The sequence below is a fragment of the Phyllobacterium sp. 22229 genome (assembly GCF_052056495.1).
Classification (GTDB): Bacteria; Pseudomonadota; Alphaproteobacteria; order Rhizobiales; family Rhizobiaceae; genus Phyllobacterium; species Phyllobacterium myrsinacearum.
Genome location: NZ_JBQEPA010000029.1, coordinates 1 through 25,414 on the forward strand (window position 1 = coordinate 1; position 25,414 = coordinate 25,414).

Annotated in this window: 19 protein-coding genes; 9 read left to right on the forward strand and 10 right to left on the reverse strand. The window is 61.0% G+C overall.

What is annotated here, in order from left to right; all coding sequences use genetic code 11:
* Positions 1-222 precede the first annotated feature (222 nt).
* Complete coding sequence (locus tag ACTJJ7_RS25265) at positions 223-894, forward strand: HAD family hydrolase (RefSeq protein WP_105733058.1); 672 nt, start codon at positions 223-225, stop codon at positions 892-894.
* Between the two features lie 73 nt (positions 895-967).
* Here the strand turns inward: ACTJJ7_RS25265 and ACTJJ7_RS25270 are convergent, their stop codons facing one another.
* The 3 genes from ACTJJ7_RS25270 to ACTJJ7_RS25280 all read right to left on the reverse strand — a co-directional run bounded on the left by ACTJJ7_RS25270 (position 968) and on the right by ACTJJ7_RS25280 (position 2,746).
* Entirely contained in the window at positions 968-1,699 is a 732-nt protein-coding gene (locus tag ACTJJ7_RS25270) for an SIMPL domain-containing protein (protein ID WP_130269872.1), read from the reverse strand.
* A gap of 111 nt (positions 1,700-1,810) precedes the next feature.
* The gene (locus ACTJJ7_RS25275; RefSeq protein ID WP_440969203.1) at positions 1,811-2,164 is read right to left on the reverse strand and encodes an antifreeze protein; all 354 of its coding nucleotides are present in this window, start codon (positions 2,162-2,164) and stop codon (positions 1,811-1,813) included.
* Positions 2,165-2,281: 117 nt separating this feature from the next.
* Positions 2,282-2,746, reverse strand: coding sequence for a YcgN family cysteine cluster protein (locus ACTJJ7_RS25280; RefSeq protein WP_130270701.1), 465 nt, complete (start codon positions 2,744-2,746; stop codon positions 2,282-2,284).
* Positions 2,747-3,009: 263 nt separating this feature from the next.
* Here ACTJJ7_RS25280 and ACTJJ7_RS25285 point away from each other — a divergent pair, with 263 nt between their 5' ends.
* Positions 3,010-5,304 (forward strand): OmpA family protein, encoded by a 2,295-nt coding sequence (locus tag ACTJJ7_RS25285; protein ID WP_440969204.1) that lies wholly within the window; start codon positions 3,010-3,012, stop codon positions 5,302-5,304.
* Between the two features lie 127 nt (positions 5,305-5,431).
* Positions 5,432-5,956, forward strand: coding sequence for a TIGR00645 family protein (locus ACTJJ7_RS25290; RefSeq protein WP_105733055.1), 525 nt, complete (start codon positions 5,432-5,434; stop codon positions 5,954-5,956).
* 131 nt (positions 5,957-6,087) lie between these two features.
* Here ACTJJ7_RS25290 and rpoD read toward each other — a convergent pair whose 3' ends face one another.
* Both rpoD and dnaG read right to left on the reverse strand, forming a co-directional pair.
* Positions 6,088-8,112: an RNA polymerase sigma factor RpoD gene (gene rpoD, locus ACTJJ7_RS25295; RefSeq protein WP_105732097.1), complete on the reverse strand. Its 2,025-nt coding sequence runs from the start codon at positions 8,110-8,112 to the stop codon at positions 6,088-6,090.
* A 305-nt stretch (positions 8,113-8,417) separates the two neighbouring features.
* Positions 8,418-10,388, reverse strand: coding sequence for a DNA primase (gene dnaG / locus ACTJJ7_RS25300; protein ID WP_130269868.1), 1,971 nt, complete (start codon positions 10,386-10,388; stop codon positions 8,418-8,420).
* A gap of 383 nt (positions 10,389-10,771) precedes the next feature.
* Here dnaG and ACTJJ7_RS25305 point away from each other — a divergent pair, with 383 nt between their 5' ends.
* On the forward strand, positions 10,772-12,442 hold the full coding sequence (locus ACTJJ7_RS25305) for a Na/Pi cotransporter family protein (protein ID WP_105732095.1): 1,671 nt from the start codon (positions 10,772-10,774) through the stop codon (positions 12,440-12,442).
* A gap of 511 nt (positions 12,443-12,953) precedes the next feature.
* On the opposite strand, the gene ACTJJ7_RS25310 is transcribed toward ACTJJ7_RS25305, so the two are convergent.
* On the reverse strand, positions 12,954-13,574 hold the full coding sequence (locus ACTJJ7_RS25310) for a TetR/AcrR family transcriptional regulator (RefSeq protein WP_130269865.1): 621 nt from the start codon (positions 13,572-13,574) through the stop codon (positions 12,954-12,956).
* A gap of 120 nt (positions 13,575-13,694) precedes the next feature.
* Here ACTJJ7_RS25310 and ACTJJ7_RS25315 point away from each other — a divergent pair, with 120 nt between their 5' ends.
* A complete protein-coding gene (locus ACTJJ7_RS25315) occupies positions 13,695-14,912 on the forward strand; it encodes an MFS transporter (RefSeq protein WP_105733054.1) in 1,218 nt (405 codons plus the stop codon).
* Positions 14,913-14,955: 43 nt separating this feature from the next.
* On the opposite strand, the gene ACTJJ7_RS25320 is transcribed toward ACTJJ7_RS25315, so the two are convergent.
* Complete coding sequence (locus tag ACTJJ7_RS25320; protein WP_105732092.1) at positions 14,956-15,405, reverse strand: GatB/YqeY domain-containing protein; 450 nt, start codon at positions 15,403-15,405, stop codon at positions 14,956-14,958.
* Between the two features lie 283 nt (positions 15,406-15,688).
* Here ACTJJ7_RS25320 and carA point away from each other — a divergent pair, with 283 nt between their 5' ends.
* A complete protein-coding gene (gene carA, locus ACTJJ7_RS25325) occupies positions 15,689-16,927 on the forward strand; it encodes a glutamine-hydrolyzing carbamoyl-phosphate synthase small subunit (RefSeq protein ID WP_105732091.1) in 1,239 nt (412 codons plus the stop codon).
* On the opposite strand, the gene ACTJJ7_RS25330 is transcribed toward carA, so the two are convergent.
* Positions 16,928-17,848, reverse strand: a complete 921-nt coding sequence (locus ACTJJ7_RS25330; RefSeq protein ID WP_440969205.1) for an aldo/keto reductase — start codon at positions 17,846-17,848, stop codon at positions 16,928-16,930.
* A gap of 159 nt (positions 17,849-18,007) precedes the next feature.
* Here ACTJJ7_RS25330 and ACTJJ7_RS25335 point away from each other — a divergent pair, with 159 nt between their 5' ends.
* Entirely contained in the window at positions 18,008-18,481 is a 474-nt protein-coding gene (locus tag ACTJJ7_RS25335; protein WP_440969206.1) for a nuclear transport factor 2 family protein, read from the forward strand.
* Positions 18,482-18,483: 2 nt separating this feature from the next.
* Positions 18,484-19,038: a TetR/AcrR family transcriptional regulator gene (locus ACTJJ7_RS25340; RefSeq protein ID WP_440969207.1), complete on the forward strand. Its 555-nt coding sequence runs from the start codon at positions 18,484-18,486 to the stop codon at positions 19,036-19,038.
* Here the strand turns inward: ACTJJ7_RS25340 and ACTJJ7_RS25345 are convergent.
* The gene (locus tag ACTJJ7_RS25345; RefSeq protein WP_440969208.1) at positions 19,033-20,304 is read right to left on the reverse strand and encodes a TCR/Tet family MFS transporter; all 1,272 of its coding nucleotides are present in this window, start codon (positions 20,302-20,304) and stop codon (positions 19,033-19,035) included. The genes ACTJJ7_RS25340 and ACTJJ7_RS25345 overlap by 6 nt on opposite strands.
* Before the next feature lie 268 nt (positions 20,305-20,572).
* Entirely contained in the window at positions 20,573-21,517 is a 945-nt protein-coding gene (ypfJ, locus tag ACTJJ7_RS25350) for a KPN_02809 family neutral zinc metallopeptidase (protein WP_440969209.1), read from the reverse strand.
* A gap of 369 nt (positions 21,518-21,886) precedes the next feature.
* Here ypfJ and carB point away from each other — a divergent pair, with 369 nt between their 5' ends.
* Positions 21,887-25,369: a carbamoyl-phosphate synthase large subunit gene (gene carB / locus ACTJJ7_RS25355; protein WP_440969210.1), complete on the forward strand. Its 3,483-nt coding sequence runs from the start codon at positions 21,887-21,889 to the stop codon at positions 25,367-25,369.
* Positions 25,370-25,414 lie beyond the last annotated feature (45 nt).

The window sequence follows — 25,414 nt, forward strand, 5'->3', positions numbered from 1 at the left end:
CGCCCGCGCCTGCATGTCCCGCGCCAGTCCCGTCAATGCTACATTGCTCGCCATGCTGAAATCGCTCCTCAAAAGGCTTCCGGTGCGATGCCGGAAACCATTCTCATCCTGCCAATCGAATATTGAACATTTGTATTTTAGTCAACACCTATGTGCATTATAAGGATGATCCCGTAACAACGGCGTCGACCCATGGAACACAGACCCGGAAGAGAGATGGAAATGCCGCAAAACAGGTTTGATCTGATCGTTTTTGATTGTGACGGCGTGCTGGTGGACAGCGAGCCGCTGGCGGAACTGGCCTATCACAATGTTTACGCCAGCCATGGAATGGACCTGCCCGCAGGCACCATCGCCCAGTGCGTCGGCATGAAGCAGGCCGATATCATCCGGCGAATCGGCGAGCTGACCGGCTTTCACCTGTCCGATGCGGGTGAAGCCGGGCTGTGGCCGGAGACGAAACAGGTCTTCAGCCAGTTCCTGCAGCCGACGGCCGGAATAGCCGCCCTGCTCGCGGGATTGGAAACGCCCCGCTGCGTTGCCTCGTCATCGTCGCTGGAGCGCATTCACTTCAGCCTGAAAACCACGGACCTTGCCGGATATTTCGGCGAAGCGATCTACAGCTCGTCCATGGTCAAGCGCGGCAAGCCCGCGCCGGACCTGTTCCTGCACGCGGCCAAGGAGATGGGCCACGAACCATCGGCCTGCGTTGTCATCGAGGATTCGCCCTATGGTGTCGAAGGCGCCGTGGCGGCTGGTATGACGGCCATCGGCTATACCGGGGGCGGCCACACCTACACGGCCCACGCCCAGACCCTGCTTGACAAGGGCGCGAGCGCCGTCTTCGCCGACTGGAAGGATATTTCCTACTGGATGCGCGCCGCCAACGATTGACCGGCCGCTTGTACGCGCAAACAAAAAGGGTGCCTTGCGGCACCCTTTTCATTTTTTTGGCTCGTCGCCGGATTTAGTTCTTCAGTTCGAACGTCACATTGACCGTGACATTGTAGCTGTTCTCGCCCGCCGCCACCGGAACCGAATCGGATGCTTCGGCCGCCATCATCTTGGCACGCGGTGCACCGCCATAGGGGCGCGGCTGGAACGTCTGTTCGCTGATCTCGATGACCTTGCCGACTTCCACGCCGGCCGCAGCTGTCAGGGTCTTCGCCTTGGCAATGGCATTGGCCACGGCCTTCTTGCGCGCTTCCTCGACGATTGTCTCCGGCTTGTCATTGGTGAATGTCAGGTTGCCGCCCTGGTTGACGCCCAATGTGACGGACTGGTCGAGAATCTCACCGACCTTCTTCAGGTCACGCACCCGCACGGACAGCGAATTGGAGACGGCATAGCCGACGATCTTCGGTGCCTGCGGCGGCTGGCCCTGCTTGTTTTCCGGATAGACATAGCGCGGATCGATATTGAAACCCGATGTCTGCAGGTCGCGCTCGGCGATTCCAGCCTTCTTCATCGCGTCGAGAACCTTGGCCATGGTCTCGTTGTTGGCGGTCAAAGCTTCCCGAGCGGTCGGCTTTTCCTGCAGCACGACGAGTGAAACGATAGCCATGTCAGGCGCAGCAGTGGCTTCGCCTTCCCCGCTTACCGTAATGCGCGGGCGCGGTGCTTCCTCTGCCATGGCAGCGAACGGAACGGCCATCATTGCGGTTGCGGCAAAAGCCACGGCTAGAAATTTTGGTGTCATGGATGATCTCCCCAAGATGAAGTGACACAGCTGCGTCGCAGCCGATTATGGGCGCAATAGGGCGAAAGGTACAACTTTCGCCCTGCGCATACATTACATGTGCAGATGAAATCAGCGGATGACCGGGCAACCCGGTGCACGGGCGAAGACAACGGCCGAGCGATGACCATAGCGCCAGCCGGTGACACGGACCACGTTGCGGTTGACGACGGCGCGCGGGTTGCGGATACCCATGCGGCTTGCCTTGTTCAGGGCCTGGTTGACGCTGCAGGCGCGGACGGGACGATAGCCGCCATGATAGCGGTGGCCATAGCGGTGATCGGCCTTGACGATATTGGACACCGGACCGGCGGCATCAGCCATGGACGATGCGACAGGCGCTGCCGAGGCGGCACTCACGCCAAACACGGAACCGAGCCCGAGAGCAGCGGTCACGGCGAGCATCTTGATGGACATGCGGGACATGGGCGTTTCTCCTTTGTTGGTTGTTATTCCGGACCGGGACGTCCGGAAGGTGACCGTTTGTTCCACTATTCACCTGAACAAAGCTTCAACGCGCCGTTCATCTCCCGTTCAGTAGAATTAATTTTCCAAAGAAGGCGATTCCGCCATCATCATATGGTCGAAATAATCTTCGTCCGTCTTCAGATCGTGATCATAGGCGGTAACCTTGCCGCGCACCGAAATGCCGGCCTCGTGCACGGTTTCCATGCTGCCCGAAACCAGCGGATGCCACCAGTACAGATCTTTTCCCTCGTCGATCAGCCGGTAGCCGCAGGTATCGGGCAGCCAGTCGACCTCGCGCACGATTTCCGGGGTCAGGAAGACGCAATCGGGAACTTTCTTCTTGCGGTGCACATAATCCGAGCACTGGCAGGTCCCCGCGTCGAGCAGGGTGCAGGCCACGGTGGTGAAATAGATTTCTTCGGTATCTTCATCCTCGAGCTTGTGCAGGCAGCAGCGGCCGCAGCCGTCACACAGGCTCTCCCATTCCGAGCGGTTCAGCTCGTCGAGCGTCTTGGTTTTCCAGAATGGTTCCTTGGGCATGCGCTGCAATACATCGGCCGCGGCGCCGCGTCCAGAGTTTTGCATGAACGCAAGATGAACAGTGCCTTCACACGGGATACAGGCGCGCCCGTGCAATCTTGCTGTAATCGGATTCGGGCAGGATCACATATGTACCGGTGAAAGGCCCAAGGAATCTGGTGAGAAGGCCGCGATGGACAATCGGCTGCCACAAAGCTGGCACAACCTGCGGTCACAAACATTTGACATGGTTCCTTGAGAGGGAACGCAAGACAGGGATGACAATGAAACGTACAGCGCTCTTTTTTGCTTCGACAGCAATCCTGTTCTCCTCGCCCTCGGCGATGGCCGAACAGTCGCCTCTCCCTCGCCCCTACATCTCCTCCAACACCAATGAAGCACCGCTGCTGATGGCCCAGGCCGAAGCGGATCCGGCTGCCGAACAAGCGAAGAAGCAGCAGGAAGAAGCACAAAAGGCAGCCGAGCACGAAGCCGCCGCCCGTGCCGAAGAAGCAAAGCAGCGCGCGGAAAAGGACGCTGCCGCTGCGGCCCATGCCCAGCAGCAGGCGGAAGAACTGGCCAAGAAACGGGCCGAGGAAGCCGCCCATGCCGCCGAAGCGCAGGCAGCCGAACGCGCCCAGGAGGCCAAGCGCGCCGCCCAGGAAGAAGCGCAGAAGGCGGCCGAGCAGCAGAAGGCGATAGAAGCGCAGGCCAAGCAGAAAGCGGCTGAAGAGGCGCAGGCCGCCAAGGCTGCCGAAAAAGCCGCCGCCCAGGAAGCCGAACAGGCCAAGCGCGCCGCTCAGGCCGAAGCACAGAAAGCAGCCGAGCAGCAGAAGGCCCAGGAAGCAGAGGCCAAGCAGAAGGCCGCTGAAGAGGCGCAGGCTGCCAAGGCCGCCGCTGCGCAAGAGGCTGAACAGGCCAAGAAGGCAGCCGACAAGGCGGCCAAGGAAGCCCCGGCCGCCGAACAGCCCGCCGAAAAACCGGCACAGCCCAAGCCGCAGAAGCCTGCACCGGAACAACCCGCCGTTGAAAAACCTGCGCCGGTCACCGAACCTGCAGCGGGTGAAAAGCCGGCCAAGCCGGTCGAAGGCCAGAAGCCTGCGGCCGAACAGCCCGCGCCCGCAAAACCAACTGCTGAAAAGCCTGCGCCGGTCACCGAACCCGCAGCGGGCGAAAAACCGGCCAAGCCGGTCGAAGGCCAGAAGCCTGCGGCCGAACAGCCCGCGTCCGCAAAACCAACTGCTGAAAAGCCTGCGCCGGTCACCGAACCCGCAGCGGGCGAAAAGCCGGCCAAGCCGGTCGAAGGCCAGAAGCCTGCGGCCGAACAGCCTGCGCCCGCAAAACCAACTGCTGAAAAGCCTGCGCCGGTCACCGAACCCGCAGCGGGCGAAAAACCAGCCGTTGAAAAACCCGCAACCCCTGTCGAAGCCGGAAAGCCCGCACCGAAGGAACCCTCGCCCTTGCCGGAAAATGCCGCGCCGGTGCTCGACAGCCAGAAACCGGCACCGCCGGTCAAGGGCACGGGCGGCCAGACCGCCGACAAGCCGGCTGGAGAAAAGCCGGTTGTCCAGCAGCCCGCTGTTCAGGTTCCGGCCACCCCGCCCGCACCGCCGCCCAAGAACGACGCGGACGTGCAGAAGGCACTTGTCCCGGTCAAGATCGAGCCCATCCGCACCGAGGAAGGCACCCGTATCAAGCAGGCGCCGCGCGAGGAGCGCCCGGCCGACGTGCAGGTGATCAAGCAGATCGACAACCGCACCATCGTTGAAGTCAACAACAACATCTTCGTGGAAAGCTCCGACCGTCCGCGCATGTCGCGCGATGCGCAGGACGTCTATTATGAGAACCTGCCGCGCAACCGCACCCGCGAAACCATCGTGCGCGACAATGGCGTTCAGGTCGTCACGATCCGCAACCGCTATGGCGATGTGATCCAGCGCTCGCGCGTCATGCCCGACGGGCGTGAGGTTCTGCTGAGCTACACGCCGGACTACGACCGTGAAGAGCGCTATGAATGGCGCGATCCCGGCCTTGATCTGCCGCCGCTCGTGCTTGATATCCCGATCGCCGACTATATCCTCGATGCCGACCAGGTGCCGGAAACGGAAGTCTATGACTTCTTCTCCCGCCCGCCGGTGGAGCGCGTCGAACGCATCTACTCGGTCGACGAGGTCAAGCGCTCGGCCCGTATCCGCGACAAGGTCCGCCGCATCGATCTGGACACCATCACCTTCAAGTTCGGTTCGGCCGATATCACCGAAGACCAGATCCCGCATCTCGACAGCGTTGCCAAGGCCATGGCCGAGATCCTGAAGAAGAACCCGGCGGAAACCTTCCTGATCGAAGGCCACACGGATGCCGTCGGGTCCGATCAGGCCAATCTCGTGCTGTCGGACAAGCGGGCTGAATCGGTCGCCCAGGCGCTGACCAATGTCTTCGGCATCCCGCCGGAAAACATGGCGACGCAGGGCTATGGCGAACGCTATCTGAAGATCAAGACCGACGGTCCCGAGCAGCAGAACCGCCGCGTTGCCATCCGCCGCATCACCCCGCTGGTGCAGCCGCTGGCCAGCAAATAGCCTGATCCGCAGGCTGTCATGCAAAAACCCGGACTTCGGTCCGGGTTTTTTGTGATTGCCGGCGGTTTTGTCTTGAGTTCGTCACCGGCATCGCTATCTCATGCACAACATCAACCGGACCCTGCCTATGAAACGTATCGAAATATTCATCGAAAACATCATCCTTGCGTCGCGCTGGCTGCTTGTCGTCTTCTATCTCGGCCTTGCGGTGGCTCTGGCCATCTATGCCTTCTCCTTTGCCGGAAAGCTCTTGGACTTCGTCATGAAGGTGACGAGCCTCGACGAAACCGACACAATCCTCAAAATGCTGGGGCTGATCGATGCCGCGCTGGTCGCCAGCCTCGTGGTGATGGTCATCATCTCCGGCTACGAAAATTTTGTCAGCCGCTTTGACCAGGCCGATGACGTGCATTGGCTGGGAACCATCGACGCCGGTTCGCTCAAGATCAAGGTGGCATCGACCATCGTCGCCATCTCGTCGATCCATCTCCTGCAGGTGTTCCTCAACCTGACCAAATACACGACGGAACAGCTGACGTGGTTCACGGTGATCCACCTCGCTTTCGTCTTCTCCGCGCTGTTCCTCGCCTATATCGACAAGATCATGGCCAAGGACAAGGGCGGGAAAAAATCCAACGAGCCTTCGCTCTGACCATCAAAAGCCCGGATTTTTCCGGGCTTTTTCTTGTCTGCCCTCGCCTTTCCGCCGGCGGCTGGTCCCGCAAAGCAAAACGGGATGGGTTTTCACCCATCCCGTTTTCATTTCCAGCGATTGCCCGTAGCTTAGCTGTCGAGGAAGCTGCGCAGCTTGCGCGAGCGGCTCGGATGCTTGAGCTTGCGCAGCGCCTTGGCTTCGATCTGGCGGATACGCTCGCGCGTCACCGAGAACTGCTGGCCGACTTCCTCAAGCGTATGGTCGGTGTTCATGCCGATGCCGAAGCGCATGCGCAGGACACGTTCCTCGCGCGGCGTCAGCGAAGCGAGAACACGGGTTGTCGTGTCGCGCAGATTGGCCTGGATGGCCGCATCGATCGGCAGGAGCGCATTCTTGTCCTCGATGAAATCGCCGAGGTGTGAATCTTCTTCGTCACCCACCGGTGTTTCCAGCGAAATCGGTTCCTTGGCGATCTTCAGCACCTTGCGCACTTTTTCCAGCGGCATGGCCAGCTTTTCCGCCAGTTCTTCCGGCGTCGGTTCGCGGCCGATTTCATGCAGCATCTGGCGCGATGTCCGGACGATCTTGTTGATCGTCTCGATCATGTGCACCGGAATACGGATGGTGCGGGCCTGATCGGCGATCGAACGGGTGATCGCCTGACGAATCCACCAGGTCGCATAGGTCGAGAACTTGTAGCCGCGGCGGTACTCGAACTTGTCGACCGCCTTCATCAGGCCGATATTGCCTTCCTGAATGAGATCGAGGAACTGCAGGCCGCGATTGGTGTACTTCTTGGCGATGGAAATCACGAGACGCAGGTTTGCCTCGACCATTTCCTTCTTGGCGAGAGCCGCTTCGCGCTCGCCCTTCTGCACCTGGTTGACGATGCGGCGGAATTCCGAAATCGAGATCGCAGTTTCCTGCGCCATGTTCTGGATTTCCGTGCGCAGGTTCTTGATCGTGTCTTTTTCGTTCTTGGTGAACTCTTTCCAGCCACGGGTGGTCAGGTTGGAAACGGCCTTCAGCCAGTTCGGGTCAAGTTCGTTGCCCTGATATTCCTTCAGGAAGTCCTCGCGGCGCACGCCATAGGATTCGGCAAGACGCAGCAGACGGCCTTCGTTCTGCACCAGACGCTTGTTGATGTCGTAGAGCTGGGCAACCAGCGCTTCGATGCGGTTCTGGTTCAGCGACAGCGACTTCACCGCCTTGATCAGCTGATCCTTCAATTCCTTGTAGCGGCGCTCCTGGCTTGGCGACAGCGAACCGGAAGCAGCGAGGCGGTTTTCCACCTGCTGGTCCTGCAGCTTGCGCAGCTTCTTGTAGGTGTCGGCGATGACGTCGAGCGTTTCCATGACCTGCGGACGCAGCTCGGCTTCCATCGCGGCAAGCGACAGATTGGCTTCATCATCCTCGTCATCATCGTCTTCAACGGGCGTATCGCCGCCGACATTGGTGATGTCGTCATCGTCGCGGCGGCTGCGCGAGCGGTCATTGCCGGCAGCCGGCTTTTCTTCCTCGACGCGCTCGATCACCGGAGCCTGCTTGGCCTCGGGACCGGCATAGGTGGTTTCGAGATCGATGATTTCGCGCAGCAGAATCTGCGAGTCGTTCAAGGCATCGCGCCAGATGATGATGGCCTGGAAGGTCAGCGGGCTTTCGCACAGCCCGGATATCATCGTCTCGCGCCCGGCCTCGATGCGCTTGGCGATGGCGATTTCGCCTTCGCGCGACAGAAGCTCGACAGTGCCCATCTCGCGCAGATACATGCGCACGGGGTCATCGGTGCGGTCGGTCGGCTCTTTCTTGGTCGTGGTCGGTGCAACGGCGGTGCCGGTTGCGTCGGCAAGCTCGCGGGCATCGCTCTCGTCGTCGCTGTTGTCAGCTTCTTCGGCGTCCGCATCCTGCTCGTCGTCTTCGACAACGTTGATGCCCATGTCACTGAGCATGGCCATCGTGTCTTCGATCTGTTCGGAAGTGACCTCTTCGGACGGCAGAACGGCATTGAGCTCGTCCATCGTCACATAGCCGCGCTTCTTGGCGAGCTTGATCATCTTCTTGACAGCGTCATCGGAAAGGTCGAGAAGCGGTCCGTCCGGCGCGCCTTCGCGCTCGACTTCTACTTCTTCGTTTTCCTTTGCTTTCGTTGCCATATTCTATGTCTCCAAGCGACGTTTCGCTTTGTTCATGCATGGGAACCAACGAGTGCGGTGGCGCACCGGTTCCCCTACAGCGTCAAGGTAATAAATGATCGACTAGCCGAAATCCCGTTAATGCCGGATTAACCTTGTTATTCCGATGGCGAGCACATTGTATATTTGCCGTATTTGCCGGTTTTTCAGCCAAACCTACAAACATCAACCCAATATTTTCAATTCCGCGCAATCTGATTCCGTCATTATTGACCCACGTCAACCCCGACTCAACTGATTCGCGGCAAAAAAGCGAATCAATTTCGTCAAAAACCCTTTCCGGACCGTCCGGACGGGATTCCAAAGCCCTCGATCAGTGCTTCCGTCGCCTGGGCGTTGCGGATGTCGTTCTGAATATCGAGCAGCCGGTTGAGGTTTTCGTCGGTCGTTTCCGTCGCCAACGCGGTTTCAGCTACTTTCAGCTCTTTATGTAGTGTGCTTGCGCGCTGATGCAAGTGAACGGCCTGCCGCAATGCTTCCAGCGCATCCTCTTCCGCCGCTTCCGCCGTGGCGGTCCACATGCGGGCGCGCCGCACGAGCGCCTCGAGCGCCTCGATCAGCGTGCCATGTCCGGCATCCGCCATGGCCTTGCGCATTTCCAGCCCGTCCACCACGTGGTGCTCGGCCAGGGCATTGAGCATGGCGGAATGGAAGCGCTTGAGGTCCGGGTGGCTGAATTCCAGCCGCACCACCGTTTCGAAATCCTCTTCGATCAGCCGGGGATGGTTGAACAGGGTCATCAATATGGCGGTCTCGCGCAGCGGCGGCGCCGCCGACGTGGTCTTTACCAGTACCGAGCGGGCAAGACTGTCGGAAACGGCGAGCCGCCCCGAAGCCGCGCCCCTGCCCCTCTGGCCATAGCCATTCTGGCCGCCATAACCATTCTGGCCATTGCCGCGCTGGTCGCCATCGCGCCGGTTGTTGCCGCCGCGCTGGTTCGAGCCGAAGAACTGCTGGATGCGGTCGCGCACATCCTGGGCATAGTGGCGGCGCACATTCTCGTCGGCAATCAGCGCCGTCATCTGCTTGAGCCGGGATTCCAGTTCGGCGCGCCGCTCCGGCGTGTCGAAAACGCCGCCGCTGGTCTCGCGCGCCCACAGCATGTCGGCGAGCGGCCGGGCATCGTCCAATACGGCCTGGAAGGCCTGCGGGCCCGATGCCTTGACGAGGTCATCGGGATCCTTGCCTTCCGGCAGCACGGCAAAGCGCAGCGACCGGCCCGGCTTCAGCGCCGGCATGGCCAGATCGATGGCGCGGTAGGCCGCCTTGATCCCGGCCTGATCGCCGTCGAAACACAGCACCGGCTCCGGCGACATGCGCCAGAGCAGATCGAGCTGGTCTTCCGTCAGCGCCGTGCCGAGCGGCGCAACCGCCTGACCGAAACCCGCCTGCGCCAGCGCAATGACGTCCATATAGCCTTCGACCGCAATCACGGCCTTGGCGGCCTGCCCCGCCTGCGGCTGCGCGGCCCGCCGGGCGCGCAGGGCGTTGAACAGCACCTTGCCCTTGTGAAACAGCTCGGTCTCGTTGGAATTGAGATATTTGGCCGGGGCATTGGGCGTCAGCGCCCGGCCGCCGAAAGCGATGACCCGCCCGCGCAGATCCTCGATCGGGAACATGATGCGGTCGCGGAAGCGGTCATAGGAGACCGGCTTGTCGTCGCCATAGACCACGAGGCCGCAGGCCTCGATCTGTTCGCGCGTTGCGCCCTTCAGCGCCAGATGCTCCTTCAGCGCATTGCGGCTTTCCGGCGAATAACCCAGCCGGTAGGCATGCTGCGTCGCCGCCGACAGGCCGCGGTCGCGCAGGTAGGCCCGCGCCTTGGCGCCCGCAGCCGACTGCAGCTGCTCCTCGAAGAATTTCGTCGCCATGTCCATGACGTCATAGAGCGTGGCGCGCTTGGCCTCGCGCATTTCCATTTCGGCATCGCGCGCCGGCATGGGAATACCCGCCATGTCAGCCACGCGCTGCACCGCTTCGGGAAAGCTCAGCCCCTCAAGCTCCGTGAGAAACTTGAAGTGGTCGCCCGTCACCCCGCAGCCGAAGCAGTGGTAGCGGCCCTTGCGGTCCTCGCAGTGGAAGCTTGGCGATTTCTCGCCATGAAACGGGCAGCACGCCCAGAAATCGCCCTTCGGCGCATTGGTTTTTTTCCGGTCGAAGGACACCCGCGTGCCGATCACACTGGAAATCGGTACACGCTCCCTGATCTCATCGAGAAAGGACGGCGGAAATCGCATGCTGTTCTTCGTTCACTCAATCCGGCGATTCCCGGGCCTGAGCCCCGAATGCCTCCATTTTTCACGGTTTCCACAGCTGTCTGCAGAACCGGTCCCATATTGCATCATATCGTGGGGCGGTGAAAGGTCTGCAAGCCGGTCATCCCCTGCTCATCCTATCTTTTTGATTTAATTACCGGATCGGATATTGAAAAGCCGGCTTATCATATAGGATGCAGGTAAAAGCTGTCATAAAACTGTTACACTTTGTCAAATGCGACATATTTTTTCTTAGCCGGAACATATTTTTTCCCCTTTTGGATTGATATGTTATCTTAATAATTGGCAACTAGAATTGGTCTGGTTGTATACCGCATTTTTCCACCTCGTTAGGATTGGCTCAAGTGAACGGTTCGACAGTTTTATTGCATCTTGCAGGTGCGGTGGCCCTTCTGCTGTGGGCGACACGCATGGTGCGCACCGGCGTCGAGCGCGCCTATGGCGAACGCATGCGCCAGAGCCTGCGCGGTGTGCTGCACAATCCCGTCCTTGCCGTCCTCTGGGGCACGATGCTGTCGATTGCGCTGCAAAGCTCGACCGCCGTCAGCCTGCTCGTCGGCTCCTTCGTCGGGTCCGGCATTGTCAGCGGCATTTCCGGGCTGATGGCGGTGCGCGGCGCCGAGGTCGGCTCGGCGCTCGTCGTCCTGATCCTGAGCTTTGATCTCACGCTGCTGGTGCCTTTGTGCCTGCTTGCCGGTACCGTCATCTTCATGTCGACCGAGCGCGGCGACTGGCGCCAGATCGGCCGCATTCTCGTCGGCATCGGCCTGCTCGTCCTGTCGCTCGAGATGACCGGCCAGGCCACCGAGCCGCTGCGCAACAGCGACCTTCTGCCTGTCATCGTCAGCTATCTGAGCACCGACCCGGTCACCGCCTTCATGCTGGCGGCGCTGATGACGTGGCTGTTCCATTCCAGCATCGCCGCCATTTTGCTGCTCGTCACGTTCGCATCGCGCGGCCTCATCGATCCGGAACTCGGCGTCGTCATGGTGTTCGGCGTCAATCTCGGCTCGTCCTTCATCGCGCCGCTGCTGACCCGCAACGCCGCGCCACAGGCGCGGATCGTGCCGATGGGCAACCTGTTGATGCGCGGCGCCGGTTCCCTCATCATCCTCATTGCCTATCTCACCTTCAAGCCGTCGGTGGCCTTCCTCGGTGCGGCGCCGGCTGACCAGATCATCCATGCGCATATCCTCTTCAACATCATCATCCTGCTCGCCGGCGTGCCGCTGTCCGGTCTTGTCCTGAAGGCCACCAAGGCCATTGTTGCGCTCAATGCCCCCGTCCCGCAGGCCCCGTCGCTGGAGCAGGCGGAACTCAGCGCGCTTGATGAAAGCGTGCTCGATGCGCCGAGCCTTGCCCTTGCCAATGCCACGCGCGAGACCGTGCGTGTCTGCGAAACCGTGGAAATCATGCTGCAGCGGATCATCGGGCTCTACGAGAATCCCGAGCAGGCGCGCATCGACGAATTGTCGGGCCTTGATGACAAGGTCGACCGCAAGCATGCCGCGATCAAGCTTTATCTCGCCAAGCTGACGACGCGCGCCCTGTCGCCGCAGGAGGTCAGCCGGGCCCAGGAACTGCTCGGCGCCTGCGTCAAGCTCGAACAGGTCGGCGATATCATCGTGCGCAACATGCTCGCGCTGGTGCAGAAGAAGATGGACCGCAAGCTGAAATTCACCGATGAGGGCTGGCTGGAACTCAGCAACTTCCACGCAAAGGTCCTGACCAATGCACGCATGGCGTTCAACGTGCTGGTGTCGCGCGACAGTGAGATGGCGCACCAGCTGGTGCTGGAAAAGGATCACCTGCGCGATCTGGAAAAGCAGAGCAGCCAGCGCCATTTCAGCCGCCTGCGCGAGGGAACACTGCGCAGCCTGGAGACCAGCTCGATCCACCTCGATACCATCCGCGACCTGAAGCAGATCAACTCGCTGCTCGCCGCCATGGCCTATCCGGTGCTGGAGGAACAGGGCCTGCTCAACACCACACGGCTGCGCGCGCTGAACAACTGAATTGTCGCTCCTTACCCCCCTCTGGGCTGCCGCCCTCCGGGGCGAGCCACGGGTCTCGCCCGTCCTTCGGACCCCCCACAAGGGGGGAGATCACATTGGCATGAACGGCTTTCCGTTGTCTTCAATGTTGAAGATTGGCTGAAACAGCAATGAAAGCTGATCTCCCCCCTTGTGGGGGAGATGTCCGGCAGGACAGAGGGGGGTGGGAACAGCCAAGCTGTTGTTTTATAAGAAATTCAACACCAACTTATCCACGTTCTCCCATCCTCGCTTATCCTTCTCCTCGTCCTTTCCGGCGGGAATGCTTCCGGAAACCTTCGAAAGTCGGGAAAGGATCGGCGCTTCGGCCATGCAGGGAGGAAAACCTGTTAGGCCGGGGAGGTTTGGCCCGGTGGTGATACACCGGGCAAAACTTGAAAAAGCGCCGGGGCGGGTGGTCCTTGGATCGCAAGCATCGCATACAGACTACCCCAAGACCCGCGTTCCAAGGACCGCCCGTCATTCTCCTCGTTCAATGGCCAGACGCAATTGCGGGCGTGGCAACGGGAAAACGCAGCAGGCCGTTCAGCAGATCCTTGATGCCTTCCACTGCCCGGCGCGATGTGGCTTCCGGTTCGGGTGAATTGGCGATCCACGACGCCGCATGCAGCAGGGCGCCATTGAGCAGGCGCGCCAGCGCCTCTGGATCGCCCGGCCGTATGATGCCGTCCTCGCTCAGGCGCTTCAGATTGGCCGACATGGAAAGGATGCACTTGTTCTGGTTGGGCCAAGTGGCGGGATCGCCGAGCACGGAGGGGCCATCGCGCAGCACGATGCGCTGGATTTCCGGCTCGAGCGCCATTTCCAGATAGGCGGTGCATTCGTCGACAAACCCCTGCCACTGGCTCTGCGACCGGCTGGAGACGGCAAGCAGGCGCGCATCCATTTCCGCGTCGATCTCGGCAATAACCGCTTCAAGCAGACCCTTCTTGTCGCCGAAATGGTGATACAGCGCACCGCGCGTCAGGCCGACAGCCGATGTGAAGTCATCCATGGACGCATCGGCATAGCCCGCCGTGCCAAAAGCCTGTCGCGCCGCCGCAACCAGCTTGGCTCGCGTTTGCGCAATCATTTCAGCCCGGGGTCTGTGCATTTTATGAATTCCCTTTACATACGCTGCGTATATTAATTGACATACGTCTCGTATGCAACTAATACATCGACATACGCTGCGTATGTTATTATACGCCCGCTGCACAAGGGAATGTTCACCATGACCAATCCATACCGGGATATCTTCAAGGCGCCGGGCAGTTTCGCCTTCTCCGCCTCCGGCCTGATCGCCCGCCTGCCCGTGTCGATGATCACGCTCGGCATCGTCACCATGCTGTCGCAGACCCATGGCACCTATTGGCTGGCCGGTGCCGTATCGGCCGCCTTTGCCCTGTCCAACGCCTTGATCGCCCCGCAAATCTCGCGCCTGATCGACCGCTACGGACAGCGCCGCGTCCTTCCGCCCGTCACGGTCATCACCGTGCTGGCACTGACGGCGCTGATGCTGTCGGCGCGCTATGGCGCATCGAGCTGGATGCTGTTTCTGTTCGCCATATCGGCTGGCTTCATGCCCAGCATATCCGCGATGGTGCGGGCGCGCTGGACGGCGATCTATCGCGACACACCAAAACTCCACACCGCCTTCGCGCTGGAATCGGTTGTCGATGAAATTGTCTACATGGTTGGGCCCATCGTTTCGATCGGGCTGAGCGTTGCACTCTTTCCGGAAGCCGGCCCGCTGGCGGCAACGCTGTTCCTGACCGTCGGCACGCTGCTGTTCATTGCCCAGCGTTCGACGGAACCGCCTGTTCATGCGCAGGACAAGAGCAAGGGAACATCGGTTATCCGCCTGCGCCCGCTGCAATGGATCGTGTTGACGCTGGTGGCCATCGGCGCCATTTTCGGCACCGCCGAGGTGACGGCCATCGCCTTTGCCGGGGAACAGGGCCAGAAGGCAGCCGCCAGCATCGTTCTGGCCAGCTACGCCGCCGGATCGCTGATCATCGGCCTTGTCTTCGGCACGCTCAAATTCAGGCGGCCGCTGGCAACGCAGTTCCTCTATGCCATCGCGCTGGCCATGCTGACGACTTTGCCGCTGCTGTTCGTGACCAGCATCCCGATGCTTGCGGTGATCCTGTTCCTGGCCGGTGCCGCCGTGTCGCCCACCATCATCATCTCCATGGGGCTGATCGAGCGTCTCGTGCCGGCGTCCAAACTCACCGAAGGCATCACATGGGCAATGACGGGCATCGGCATCGGAATGGCGCTGGGCTCGTCCCTGTCCGGACTGGTGATCGACGCCTATGGCGCCCGGTCCGGGTTCTGCGTCTCCATCGGCGCTGGCGTGGCCGCCCTGATGATCGCCGTGATGGTGTACCGCAACGCCCGCTCGCCGGCACCCGTACCAATGGAAACCGCCGTTTCAGCCCATTGCTGAAACGGCGGCTGCACGTCCCGCACCTGCTTGCGTAACCGGCAGCTTACTGCAGGATTTCCTTGACGATACCGCTGGCCTTGGTGAAATCCATCTGGCCGGCGTATTTTTCCTTCAGCGCATTCATGCACTTGCCCATGTCGCGCAGGCCGCCCGCGCCGATTTCCTCGATAACCTGCGAGCAGGCCTGGCGGATATCCTCGTCGCCCAGCTGCTTGGGCAGGAAGCCCCGGATGATCTCGATCTCGCTGCGCTCCTGCTCGGCAAGCTCAAGACGGTTGCCGTCCTCGTACAGCTTCGCGGATTCCTCGCGCTGCTTGATCATCTTGGCCAGAATCGCGCTGATCTCATCGCTCGTGACCGGGTCCTTGCCCGATCCGCGATTGAGAATATCCCGATCCTGAATGGCGGCCATGATCAGGCGTAGCGTCGAGACGCGGCGCTTGTCCTGTGCCTTGATGGCGGTTGTCAGTGCCCCGGCGATGGTATCGCGCATGGCTTTACTCTCCTGTTGTGTCAGCACCCTACCGGCGGGTCCGAACGAAATCAATCATCGCGGCGGGCCGGTTCGGCACCGATTTCCACGAAGAGTTGTCGTGTCGCAATTGACCGGAAGCGCGGTTTTCTCTAAGGTCCGTGACCTAGCCAGACATTTTGGGTTGTTGCAGCGGTGGTAAGGTCAATCGACCACCGCGTTCAGCCATGTCATATGGAATACCGAACGGCATTTTTCAATGCCCAATGAAGAACGACGACGCAAGCCCACGCAGGAGTGCCGCATGACCGCCCCGATAACGACAGACGCAGGTGCAAAGACCGCAGCCTGGACAGAATTCAAGCCAACAGCGGTGCTGGTTCTGGCCGATGGAACGGTGATCGAGGGCAAGGGACTGGGTGCAACCGGCGCCTGCGAAGCGGAAGTGTGCTTCAACACCGCGCTCACCGGTTACGAGGAAATCCTCACCGATCCCTCCTATGCCGGTCAGATCGTCACCTTCACCTTCCCCCATATCGGCAATGTCGGCACCAACAGGGAAGACATTGAAGACCTGACCCCGGCCAACCGCGCCGGTGCCGTCGGCGCCATCTTCAAGGCCGACATCACGGCACCCTCGAGCTACCGCGCCGCCGAACATCTCGACGATTGGCTGAAGGCGCGCGGCGTGATCGCCCTTGCCGGTGTCGATACCCGTGCGCTCACCGCCCTCATCCGCGAAAAGGGCATGCCCAACGGCGTCATCGCCCACGATCCGGAAGGCAAGTTCGACATCCCTGCCCTGACCAAACGCGCCGCCGCCTGGCACGGCCTGCTCGATCTCGATCTGGCCAAGGACGTCACGTCAGGCCAGAGCGCGGTCTGGACCGAGAAGCCATGGGTGTGGAACGAGGGTTTTGATCAGCAGACCGCACCGGAATTCCACGTGGTTGCCATCGACTACGGCATCAAGCGTAACATCCTGCGCCTTATCGCCGGTCTCGGCGCCAAGGTCACCATCGTTCCGGCCACGGCAACGGCGGACGATGTGCTCGCCCACAAGCCCGATGGGATTTTCCTGTCGAACGGCCCGGGCGATCCCGCTGCGACAGGCAAATACGCGGTTCCGGCCATCCAGGACCTGATCAAGACCGACATTCCCGTCTTCGGCATCTGCCTTGGCCACCAGATGCTGGCGCTGGCGCTCGGCGGCGACACCAAGAAAATGCATCAGGGCCACCATGGCGCCAATCATCCGGTGCGTGATGACACAACCGGCAAGGTCGAGATCGTTTCGATGAATCACGGCTTTGCCGTCGATGCGGATTCCCTGCCCGATGGCGTTGAAGAAACCCACGTCTCGCTGTTCGACGGCAGCAATTGCGGCCTGCGTGTCACCGGCAAGGCCATTTTCTCGGTGCAGCACCATCCGGAAGCATCGCCCGGCCCGCAGGACTCGCATTACCTGTTCCGCCGCTTCGCCAATCTGATCCGCGCCCGCCGCGGTCTAGCGCCCCTGCCCGAGCGCGATCAGGCCGCCTGATCAGGCAACATCCCGGCCGGTACTGGCTTTCAGGATGGCAAACCACTGCTGGCGCTCGAGCGTGATATCGAGCGCCGCCACCATTTTCGCCAGGCGCTCCGGCTTCAGGCTGCCAAGCACCGGAACAAGCCGCGCCGGATGGCGCAACAGCCAGGCAATGGCAATCGCCGCGATATCATCGACACCGAGTTCAGCGCCAACGGCCTGCAACGCAGCGCGCACGCGCTGTTCCTGCTCGCCCGTGCCGGTAAACAGGCTGCCGCCGCCAAGCGGTGACCAGATCATCGGCGCATAGCGCAGCCGCTGGGCATGATCGAGGCTGCCATCGGTGAGCGGCGCCGTTGCGGTGACCGACATCTCGATCTGGTTGGTCACCACGGCAAACGGCAGGCGCGAAGCCAGCAGATCGATCTGCGGCGGCGTGAAATTCGACACGCCCACGGCGCGCACCTTTCCGGCCTCCACAACCGCCTGCAATCCCGCCGCCGTGTCATCCGCATCCATCAGCGGATCGGGGCGGTGCAGCAAAAGCACGTCGATATAATCGGTCTTCAAATTCTGCAGCGAGCGGTCGACGGACGCCTTGATATGCGCCGCGCTGGTATCGTAGTGCTTCACCCGGTTTTCCGGGCGCTGGTCGGAGGTGAGCATAATATCGCATTTGGTGATCAGTTCGATCGACTGGCGCTTGCCGCTCCAGCCGGCAAGACCCGCGCCGAAAGCCGCCTCGACACCGTAATTGCCATAGATATCGGCGTGGTCGAAACTGGTCAGGCCGAGCGCGATTGCCTCGTCGATCAGGCGCGCCACCCCGGCGGCGGACGGCTTGGCGCCTTGATCGAGCAGCCGCCAGGCGCCCAGCACCAGCCGGGACAGCGACAGACCATCGGAATTGAGCGGAATACGTTTTTCAATGGACATGGAAACCTCGTTTCGGCAGGCGGGACCCTTTGCATAGCGCAAAGACGCAGCCAGTCAAAGGCGGCGCATGTGAATCTGCGATCGTCGTTGACAACAATGGATGGCAATTGTACCTATCGATACAGACTTTACCGATCAGTACAAACCACGGAGATGACCATGCCGGAACAACGCCCGCCACTCCCACCCTTCACCCGCGAAACTGCGATCCTGAAGGTCAGGGCCGCAGAGGATGGCTGGAACAGCCGCAATCCCGAACGGGTGGCACTCGCCTATAGCGTGGACAGCGACTGGCGCAACCGGGCCGAGTTCATAAAGGGCCGCGATGCCATCGCCGCGTTTCTTGCGCGCAAATGGAACCGCGAGCTCGATTATCGCCTGATCAAGGAGCTATGGGCCTTCACCGGCAACCGCATCGCCGTGCGGTTTGCCTATGAATACCATGATGATTCCGGCAACTGGTTCCGGGCCTATGGCAACGAAAACTGGGAGTTTGACGAGAATGGCCTGATGCGCACGCGCTTTGCCTGTATCAACGATCTGCCAATCGGGGAATCCGAGCGGAAGTTTTTCTGGGACCGCGCCGCCTCCCGCCCGGCTGACCATCCGGGCCTGTCGGAACTCGGCCTCTGAACATGGCCAAAACCATCACCGAGCGCGCCGATATCATACCTGTTCTCGCCGAGATCTTTCGCGAATATGGTTTTGAGGGAGCAAGCCTCGCCGTCATCGGCGACAAGACCGGCCTTGGCCGCGGCAGCCTTTACCACTTCTTTCCCGGCGGCAAGGAAGAGATGGCAACAGCGGTCCTGCACCATATCGATACGTGGTTTGAAGACCGGATTTATCGCCCTCTGCGCGAGTCGGACGATCCCGCCGCAGCCATCGGTGCCATGTGCCGGGCCGTGTCGGATTATTTTCATTCCGGATGCCGCATCTGTGTCGTGGGCGCATTTGCCCTCGACAATGTTCGGGATCGCTTTGCCGGCGCCATCCTCGACTACTTCGCAGAATGGAGGAATGCGCTTGCGATAGGCTTGCAGAAGACCGGCCACGCCCCTGATCGGGCAATCGACCTCGCGGAAGAAGCGGTGGCCAACATTCAGGGCGCATTGGTTCTTGCCCGCGCGCTGGATGATCCTGCCGTGTTCGAACGGGCCATGCAGCGGATCGAAAAGCGCTTGTTATGAGGCTTCGCTCGAGACCAGCGCCTCCGGTTCCAGCAGTTCGTGCGCGGGATTAGCCGGTTTCTCCACCTTGAGGACAAAGACGGCGACGGCGATCACCACGAAGAGCCCGCCCAGCACATAGGGCGCGCCGCCAAAGGCGATCGCTGCTGCCGGTGCGGTGAACATGGCAAAGATCTGGGTAAACATCAGCGGCCCGATCACATTGGTGATGCTGAACAGACTGGTCATGGCGCCCTGCAACTCGCCCTGCTCCGACGGCGGAACCTTGGCGGCGGCAATGCTGCGCATGGCCGGATCCGCCAGGCTTTCCAGGCAGGTCGCGACAATGACCGCATAGACCATCCAGCCCTGCCACGCCGCGGCATAGCCAAAAAAGGCGAGCGCGGTGAAAACCAGCCCGATCACCGCCGTGCGCCACTCGCCGAAGCGTGCGACGACGCGCGGCAGGATGAAACCCATGACCAGCGCGCCGCCCATGCCGAACACGCCGAGCGACAGGCCGATGTCGCGCTGGTTCCAGTCATAGCGATAGGCGCCGACGAACGACCACACGGAGGGATAGGCCATGTGGCCAAGGGTCAGCATGAAGAAGACAAGGCCGATCCACAGAATCCCCCGGTGGCCGCGCATCTGTTTGAGAGCGCCGAGCGGATTGGCGCGCTTCCAGTCAAACGTCCGGCGGTTCTTCGTTTCAAGGGTTTCCGGCAGGAAGAAATAGGCCACGAGAAAATTGAGGAAGGCGATCAGCGCCGCGCCGAAGAACGGCACGCGCGGCCCGAACTCACCGAGCAGCCCGCCAATGATCGGACCAAGGATAAAGCCCACGCCGAAGGCAATGCCGAGAAGGCCGAAATTCTTGGCGCGGTTCTCGTCCGTGCTGACATCGGCGATATAGGCGGAGGCGGTGGAAAAGCTCGCGCCGCTGATGCCCGCCAGCACGCGGCCGATGAACAGCATGGCGAAACTGGTGGCGAGCGCGCAGATCAGATTGTCGATGGCAAAGGTGAACACCGAGGCAAGCAGCACCGGACGGCGGCCGAAACGGTCGCTCAGATTGCCGATCAGCGGGGCAAAAACGAACTGCATGGCAGCATAGACGAAGAGCAGCCAGCCGCCGTCAATCGCCGCATGGCTGACATCCGATCCCGTCAGCTGTTCGAGATAGGCCGGCATGACCGGCACGATGATCGCAATGCCGATGACATCCATAAGGAGCATGACAAAGACAAGAGTCAGCCCGCGCTTGGCAAGGACAGGATCAATCATCGAAACTCACTTTTGACGTTCCGGAGCGAAATTGATCCGGAAAATGCTCATAATCGATTTCTACGAGCGAAACAATACGTGAACATGATCGGAAAACCGCTACGGACGGAGATATCCTGACACGTACTGCCAAAGAGGAAGAGGAGCGGCAGCCCAGAGGGGGTGGTTTGATGTAACGGCAAACGCGGGGATTGCAGGATATAACACCCTGCAATCCGCTCCATCCTCATGGTGAGCGTGTCGAACCACGCACCACGCGCTTTGCCGCTCAGATCGCGCCGCTGAACGTGTCGCAGCTTTCGAGCTTGCCGCTGTCAAAGCCGCGCTTGAACCACGAGCTGCGCTGGGCAGACGTGCCGTGGTTGAAGCTTTCGGGAACCACATAGCCCTGCATCTTGCGTTGCAGGGTGTCGTCGCCGATCTGCTTGGCGGCATTCAGCGCTTCTTCCAGGTCGCCTGCCTCAAGGATACCCTTCTGCTGGGTGAAATGCCCCCAGATACCGGCAAAGCAATCCGCCTGCAGTTCGACCCGCACGGACATGGCATTGGCGTCGGCCTCGCTCATGTTCTGGCGCATCTGGTTGAACTTCGGCAGGACACCGATCAGGTTCTGCACGTGGTGACCGACTTCATGGGCAAGCACATAGGCCTGGGCAAAGTCGCCTGATGCGCCGAACTTCTTGTCCAGCTCGTTGTAGAAGTTCAGATCGATATAGACCTTGCGGTCGCCCGGACAATAGAACGGTCCGCTCGCCGCACTGGCGGAACCGCAGGCCGAACGGGTCTGTCCATTAAACAGCACCAGTGTGGGCGGCGGATACTGCTTGCCTTCCGCCTGGAAGATGCCGCTCCAGACATCCTCGGTCTCGGCCAGGACGGTCTTGACGAACTGGGTCATCTGGTCATTGGCCTGCGCCGCCGGGCGCGAGGCCGGTGACTGCGATTGGCTTTGGCCCGGCGATGATTGATCCATCATGCCGCCATCCACCAGAATCTGCATCGGATCGATATTGGTGCAGAATTTCAGGAACAGGAAAATGGCCGCAAGCACAAGGATACCGGATATGCCGCCGCCGCGCACGGACTGTATGCCGCCGCCACTGGGAAAGCGGAAGCCGCCGCCATTGCCCATGCCGCCGGGAATGCCGCCATCATCACCATCGGTGCGGCGGTCCTCAACATTGTCACTTTGCCTACCGCCTTGCCAGCGCATTACCCACCTCCAGATGAACCCTCGGCCATGCCGCTGATATGTTGCACATCAACAGTATAGCCCCTTATTTGTTCCATGCACGATGCTATTTTCAACTGTTGGCTGCAATCAGTTCACGATCAATTTTCATGACTGAATAATGCAGAGTCCGCCCGTTGTTTCAGACCCGGATGCGCGCAAAGCGCCGCCGCATACCTGATCCATGCGAAACTGCGGCGAAAAAGCATGGATTTGCGCGTTTTTGGGGTTACGTAATCCAATCGCTTTGCCTATAAGGCAGCCTTAGCCTCGCATTAGGAATTTTGTGTCTGCCCGTACGGTCAAGTCCGTGCGGTTTTTTGTGCAGCACGCTGTTGATAGGAAGAAGCCATGCCAAAACGCACCGACATCAAATCTATTCTGATCATCGGCGCAGGACCGATCATCATCGGTCAGGCATGTGAGTTCGATTATTCCGGCACGCAGGCCTGCAAGGCGCTCAAAGAGGAAGGCTACCGCGTCATCCTCGTCAATTCCAATCCGGCCACCATCATGACCGATCCGGAACTGGCCGATGCCACCTACATCGAGCCGATCACCCCGGAAGTCGTCGCCAAGATCATCGCCAAGGAGCGTCCGGACGCCCTGCTGCCGACCATGGGCGGCCAGACTGCGCTCAACACTGCCCTGTCGCTGCGCCGCATGGGCGTGCTCGAACGCTACAATGTCGAAATGATCGGCGCCAATGCCGAAGCCATCGACAAGGCCGAGGACCGCGCGCTGTTCCGCGAGGCCATGGCCAAGATCGGTCTTGAAACACCCAAGTCCATGCTGGCCAATGCCACCGAGGTGAAGGACCTTGACCGCCGCCTGCACAAGGAACAGCGCGAAGTCGTCAAGGCCAAATATTCCGGCGCCGAACTCGATGCGGCGCTCGACAAGCTGGAAACCGAATGGCAGCTGGGCGAAGGCGACCGCAAGCAGCGTTATGTCTCGCACGCGCTCGGCATGGCCGGTGCGGCGCTCGACCATGTCGGCCTGCCCGCCATCATCCGCCCCTCCTTCACCATGGGCGGCACCGGCGGCGGCATCGCCTACAACCGCACCGAATTCTACGAGATCATCGGCAGCGGTCTCGATGCCTCGCCGACCACCGAAGTGCTGATCGAGGAATCGGTTCTCGGCTGGAAGGAATATGAAATGGAAGTCGTCCGCGACAAGGCGGACAACTGCATCATCATCTGCTCCATCGAGAACATCGATCCGATGGGCGTCCATACCGGCGACTCGATCACCGTTGCCCCCGCCTTGACCCTGACGGACAAGGAATACCAGATCATGCGCAACGCCTCGATTGCGGTGCTGCGCGAGATCGGCGTCGAGACCGGCGGATCGAACGTGCAGTTCGCCGTCAATCCGGAAAACGGCCGTCTGATCGTCATTGAAATGAACCCGCGCGTGTCGCGCTCCTCGGCGCTGGCCTCCAAGGCCACCGGTTTTCCCATCGCCAAGATCGCAGCCAAGCTTGCGGTCGGCTACACGCTGGACGAGCTGGAGAACGACATTACAGGCGGCGCCACCCCGGCCTCGTTCGAACCGTCCATCGACTATGTCGTCACCAAGATCCCGCGCTTTGCCTTCGAGAAATTCCCCGGTGCCGAACCGACCCTGACAACGGCGATGAAATCCGTCGGCGAGGTCATGGCCATCGGCCGCACCTTCAAGGAATCGCTGCAGAAAGCCCTGCGCGGCCTTGAAACCGGTCTGACCGGCCTCGATGAAATCGCCATTCCCGGCCTTGGTGAAGGCAGCGACAACAATGCCATCCGCGCCGCCATCGGCACGCCGACGCCGGACCGCCTGCGCATGGTGGCGCAGGCGCTGCGCATGGGCATGTCGGTCGAAGACGTGCACGAGGGCTGCAAGATCGACCCGTGGTTCCTGCAGCAGATGGCGGAAATCATTGCCACAGAAGAGCGCGTGCGCGAGCACGGCCTGCCGCAGGACGCGCAGAACCTGCGCATGCTGAAGGGCATGGGCTTCTCCGATGCCCGCCTTGCCAGCCTGGCCAAGGTCGACCCCAATGAGGTGGTCAAGCTGCGCAAGAAGCTCGACGTGCATCCGGTGTTCAAGCGCATCGACACCTGCGCCGCCGAGTTCGCCTCGCCAACCGCCTATATGTACTCGACCTATGAAGTGCCTTTCGCCGGCACGCTCGCCTCGGAAGCCCAGGTTTCCGACCGGAAGAAGGTCGTCATCCTCGGCGGCGGCCCCAACCGTATCGGCCAGGGCATCGAGTTCGATTATTGCTGCTGCCATGCCGCCTTCGCCCTGCGCGATGCCGGCTATGAAGCCATCATGATCAACTGCAATCCCGAGACGGTATCAACGGACTATGACACATCGGACCGGTTGTATTTCGAGCCGCTGACCGCCGAAGACGTGCTGGAAATCCTGCGCGCCGAACAGACCGCCGGAACGCTGCACGGCGTCATCGTCCAGTTCGGCGGCCAGACGCCGCTCAAGCTTGCCGATGCGCTGGAGAAGGCGGGCATTCCGATCCTCGGCACCTCGCCGGATGCCATTGACCTGGCGGAGGACCGCGACCGCTTCCAGAAGCTGTTGATCAAGCTCGACCTGACGCAGCCCAAGAACGGCATCGCCTATTCCGTCGAACAGGCGCGCACCATTGCCGGTGAACTTGGCTTCCCGCTGGTTGTGCGTCCGTCCTATGTCCTGGGCGGCCGCGCCATGCAGATCATCCATGACGAACGCGCGCTGCAGAGCTATCTGCTCGACACGGTTCCCGAACTCGTGCCGGAAGACATCAAGCAGAAATATCCGAACGACAAGACCGGCCAGATCAACACCCTGCTCGGCAAGAACCCGCTTTTGTTCGACCGTTATCTCAGCGAAGCCATCGAAGTCGACGTGGATTGCCTGTGCGACGGCAAGAACACCTGGGTTTCCGGCATCATGGAGCACATCGAGGAAGCCGGCATTCACTCCGGCGACAGCGCCTGCTCGCTGCCGGTGCATTCGCTCTCTCCCGAGATCGTCGCCGAACTCGAGACGGAAACCGCCGCGCTGGCAAAGTCGCTCAACGTCGTCGGCCTGATGAACGTGCAATACGCCATCAAGGACGGCACCATCTACGTGCTTGAAGTCAATCCGCGCGCCTCGCGCACGGTGCCCTTCGTTGCCAAGACCATCGGCAAGCCGATCGCCAAGATCGCCGCGCGCATCATGGCGGGCGAAACGCTGGACGAGGCGCTGGCCAATTATGGCGGCAAGCCATCCGGCACCGCCCGCACGCACATCGCTGTCAAGGAAGCCGTCTTCCCCTTCGCCCGGTTCCCCGGCGTCGACATCCTGCTCGGACCGGAAATGCGTTCGACCGGCGAAGTGATGGGCCTCGATTACGATTATGCGCTGGCCTTCGCCAAGGCGCAGCTCGGCGCCGGTGTCGACCTGCCGCGTGACGGCACCCTGTTCGTCTCGGTGCGCGACGAGGACAAGCAGCGCATTCTTGCGCCGGTCAAGCGGCTGGCGGATCTTGGCTTCAAGGTGCTGGCGACCGGTGGCACGGCGCGTTTCCTCGCGGAAAACGGCGTTGCCGCGCAGAAGATCAACAAGGTTCAGGAAGGCCGTCCGCATGTCGAAGACGCCATCCGCAACCGGCAGGTGCAGCTGGTGTTCAACACCACCGACAGCGCCAAGGCGATCTCGGACTCAAAGTCGCTGCGCCGCGCCACGCTGATGCAGAAGGTGCCCTATTACACCACCCTGTCGGGTGCCGATGCGGTGGCCGAAGCCATTGCCGCGCTCAAGGCTGGCTCGCTCGAAGTGCGCCCGCTGCAGGATTATTTCTGACCATGGCTCCGGTCGCGGCGCATGCCGTGACCGGATTTTCCCTCA

Bases quoted from the DNA above. Each gene is read 5' to 3' on its own strand.
- ACTJJ7_RS25290 (WP_105733055.1), top strand. From the start codon at position 5,432: ATGAAACGTATCGAAATATTCATCGAAAACATCATCCTTGCGTCGCGC.
- ACTJJ7_RS25285 (WP_440969204.1), top strand. From the start codon at position 3,010: ATGAAACGTACAGCGCTCTTTTTTGCTTCGACAGCAATCCTGTTCTCC.
- ACTJJ7_RS25340 (WP_440969207.1), top strand. From the start codon at position 18,484: ATGGCCAAAACCATCACCGAGCGCGCCGATATCATACCTGTTCTCGCC.
- ACTJJ7_RS25315 (WP_105733054.1), top strand. From the start codon at position 13,695: ATGACCAATCCATACCGGGATATCTTCAAGGCGCCGGGCAGTTTCGCC.
- ACTJJ7_RS25280 (WP_130270701.1), bottom strand. From the start codon at position 2,746: ATGCCCAAGGAACCATTCTGGAAAACCAAGACGCTCGACGAGCTGAAC.
- rpoD (WP_105732097.1), bottom strand. From the start codon at position 8,112: ATGGCAACGAAAGCAAAGGAAAACGAAGAAGTAGAAGTCGAGCGCGAA.
- ypfJ (WP_440969209.1), bottom strand. From the start codon at position 21,517: ATGCGCTGGCAAGGCGGTAGGCAAAGTGACAATGTTGAGGACCGCCGC.
- ACTJJ7_RS25345 (WP_440969208.1), bottom strand. From the start codon at position 20,304: ATGATTGATCCTGTCCTTGCCAAGCGCGGGCTGACTCTTGTCTTTGTC.
- ACTJJ7_RS25265 (WP_105733058.1), top strand. From the start codon at position 223: ATGCCGCAAAACAGGTTTGATCTGATCGTTTTTGATTGTGACGGCGTG.
- carA (WP_105732091.1), top strand. From the start codon at position 15,689: ATGACCGCCCCGATAACGACAGACGCAGGTGCAAAGACCGCAGCCTGG.
- ACTJJ7_RS25275 (WP_440969203.1), bottom strand. From the start codon at position 2,164: ATGTCCCGCATGTCCATCAAGATGCTCGCCGTGACCGCTGCTCTCGGG.
- ACTJJ7_RS25330 (WP_440969205.1), bottom strand. From the start codon at position 17,848: ATGTCCATTGAAAAACGTATTCCGCTCAATTCCGATGGTCTGTCGCTG.
- carB (WP_440969210.1), top strand. From the start codon at position 21,887: ATGCCAAAACGCACCGACATCAAATCTATTCTGATCATCGGCGCAGGA.
- ACTJJ7_RS25310 (WP_130269865.1), bottom strand. From the start codon at position 13,574: ATGCACAGACCCCGGGCTGAAATGATTGCGCAAACGCGAGCCAAGCTG.
- ACTJJ7_RS25320 (WP_105732092.1), bottom strand. From the start codon at position 15,405: ATGCGCGATACCATCGCCGGGGCACTGACAACCGCCATCAAGGCACAG.
- ACTJJ7_RS25270 (WP_130269872.1), bottom strand. From the start codon at position 1,699: ATGACACCAAAATTTCTAGCCGTGGCTTTTGCCGCAACCGCAATGATG.
- dnaG (WP_130269868.1), bottom strand. From the start codon at position 10,388: ATGCGATTTCCGCCGTCCTTTCTCGATGAGATCAGGGAGCGTGTACCG.
- ACTJJ7_RS25335 (WP_440969206.1), top strand. From the start codon at position 18,008: ATGCCGGAACAACGCCCGCCACTCCCACCCTTCACCCGCGAAACTGCG.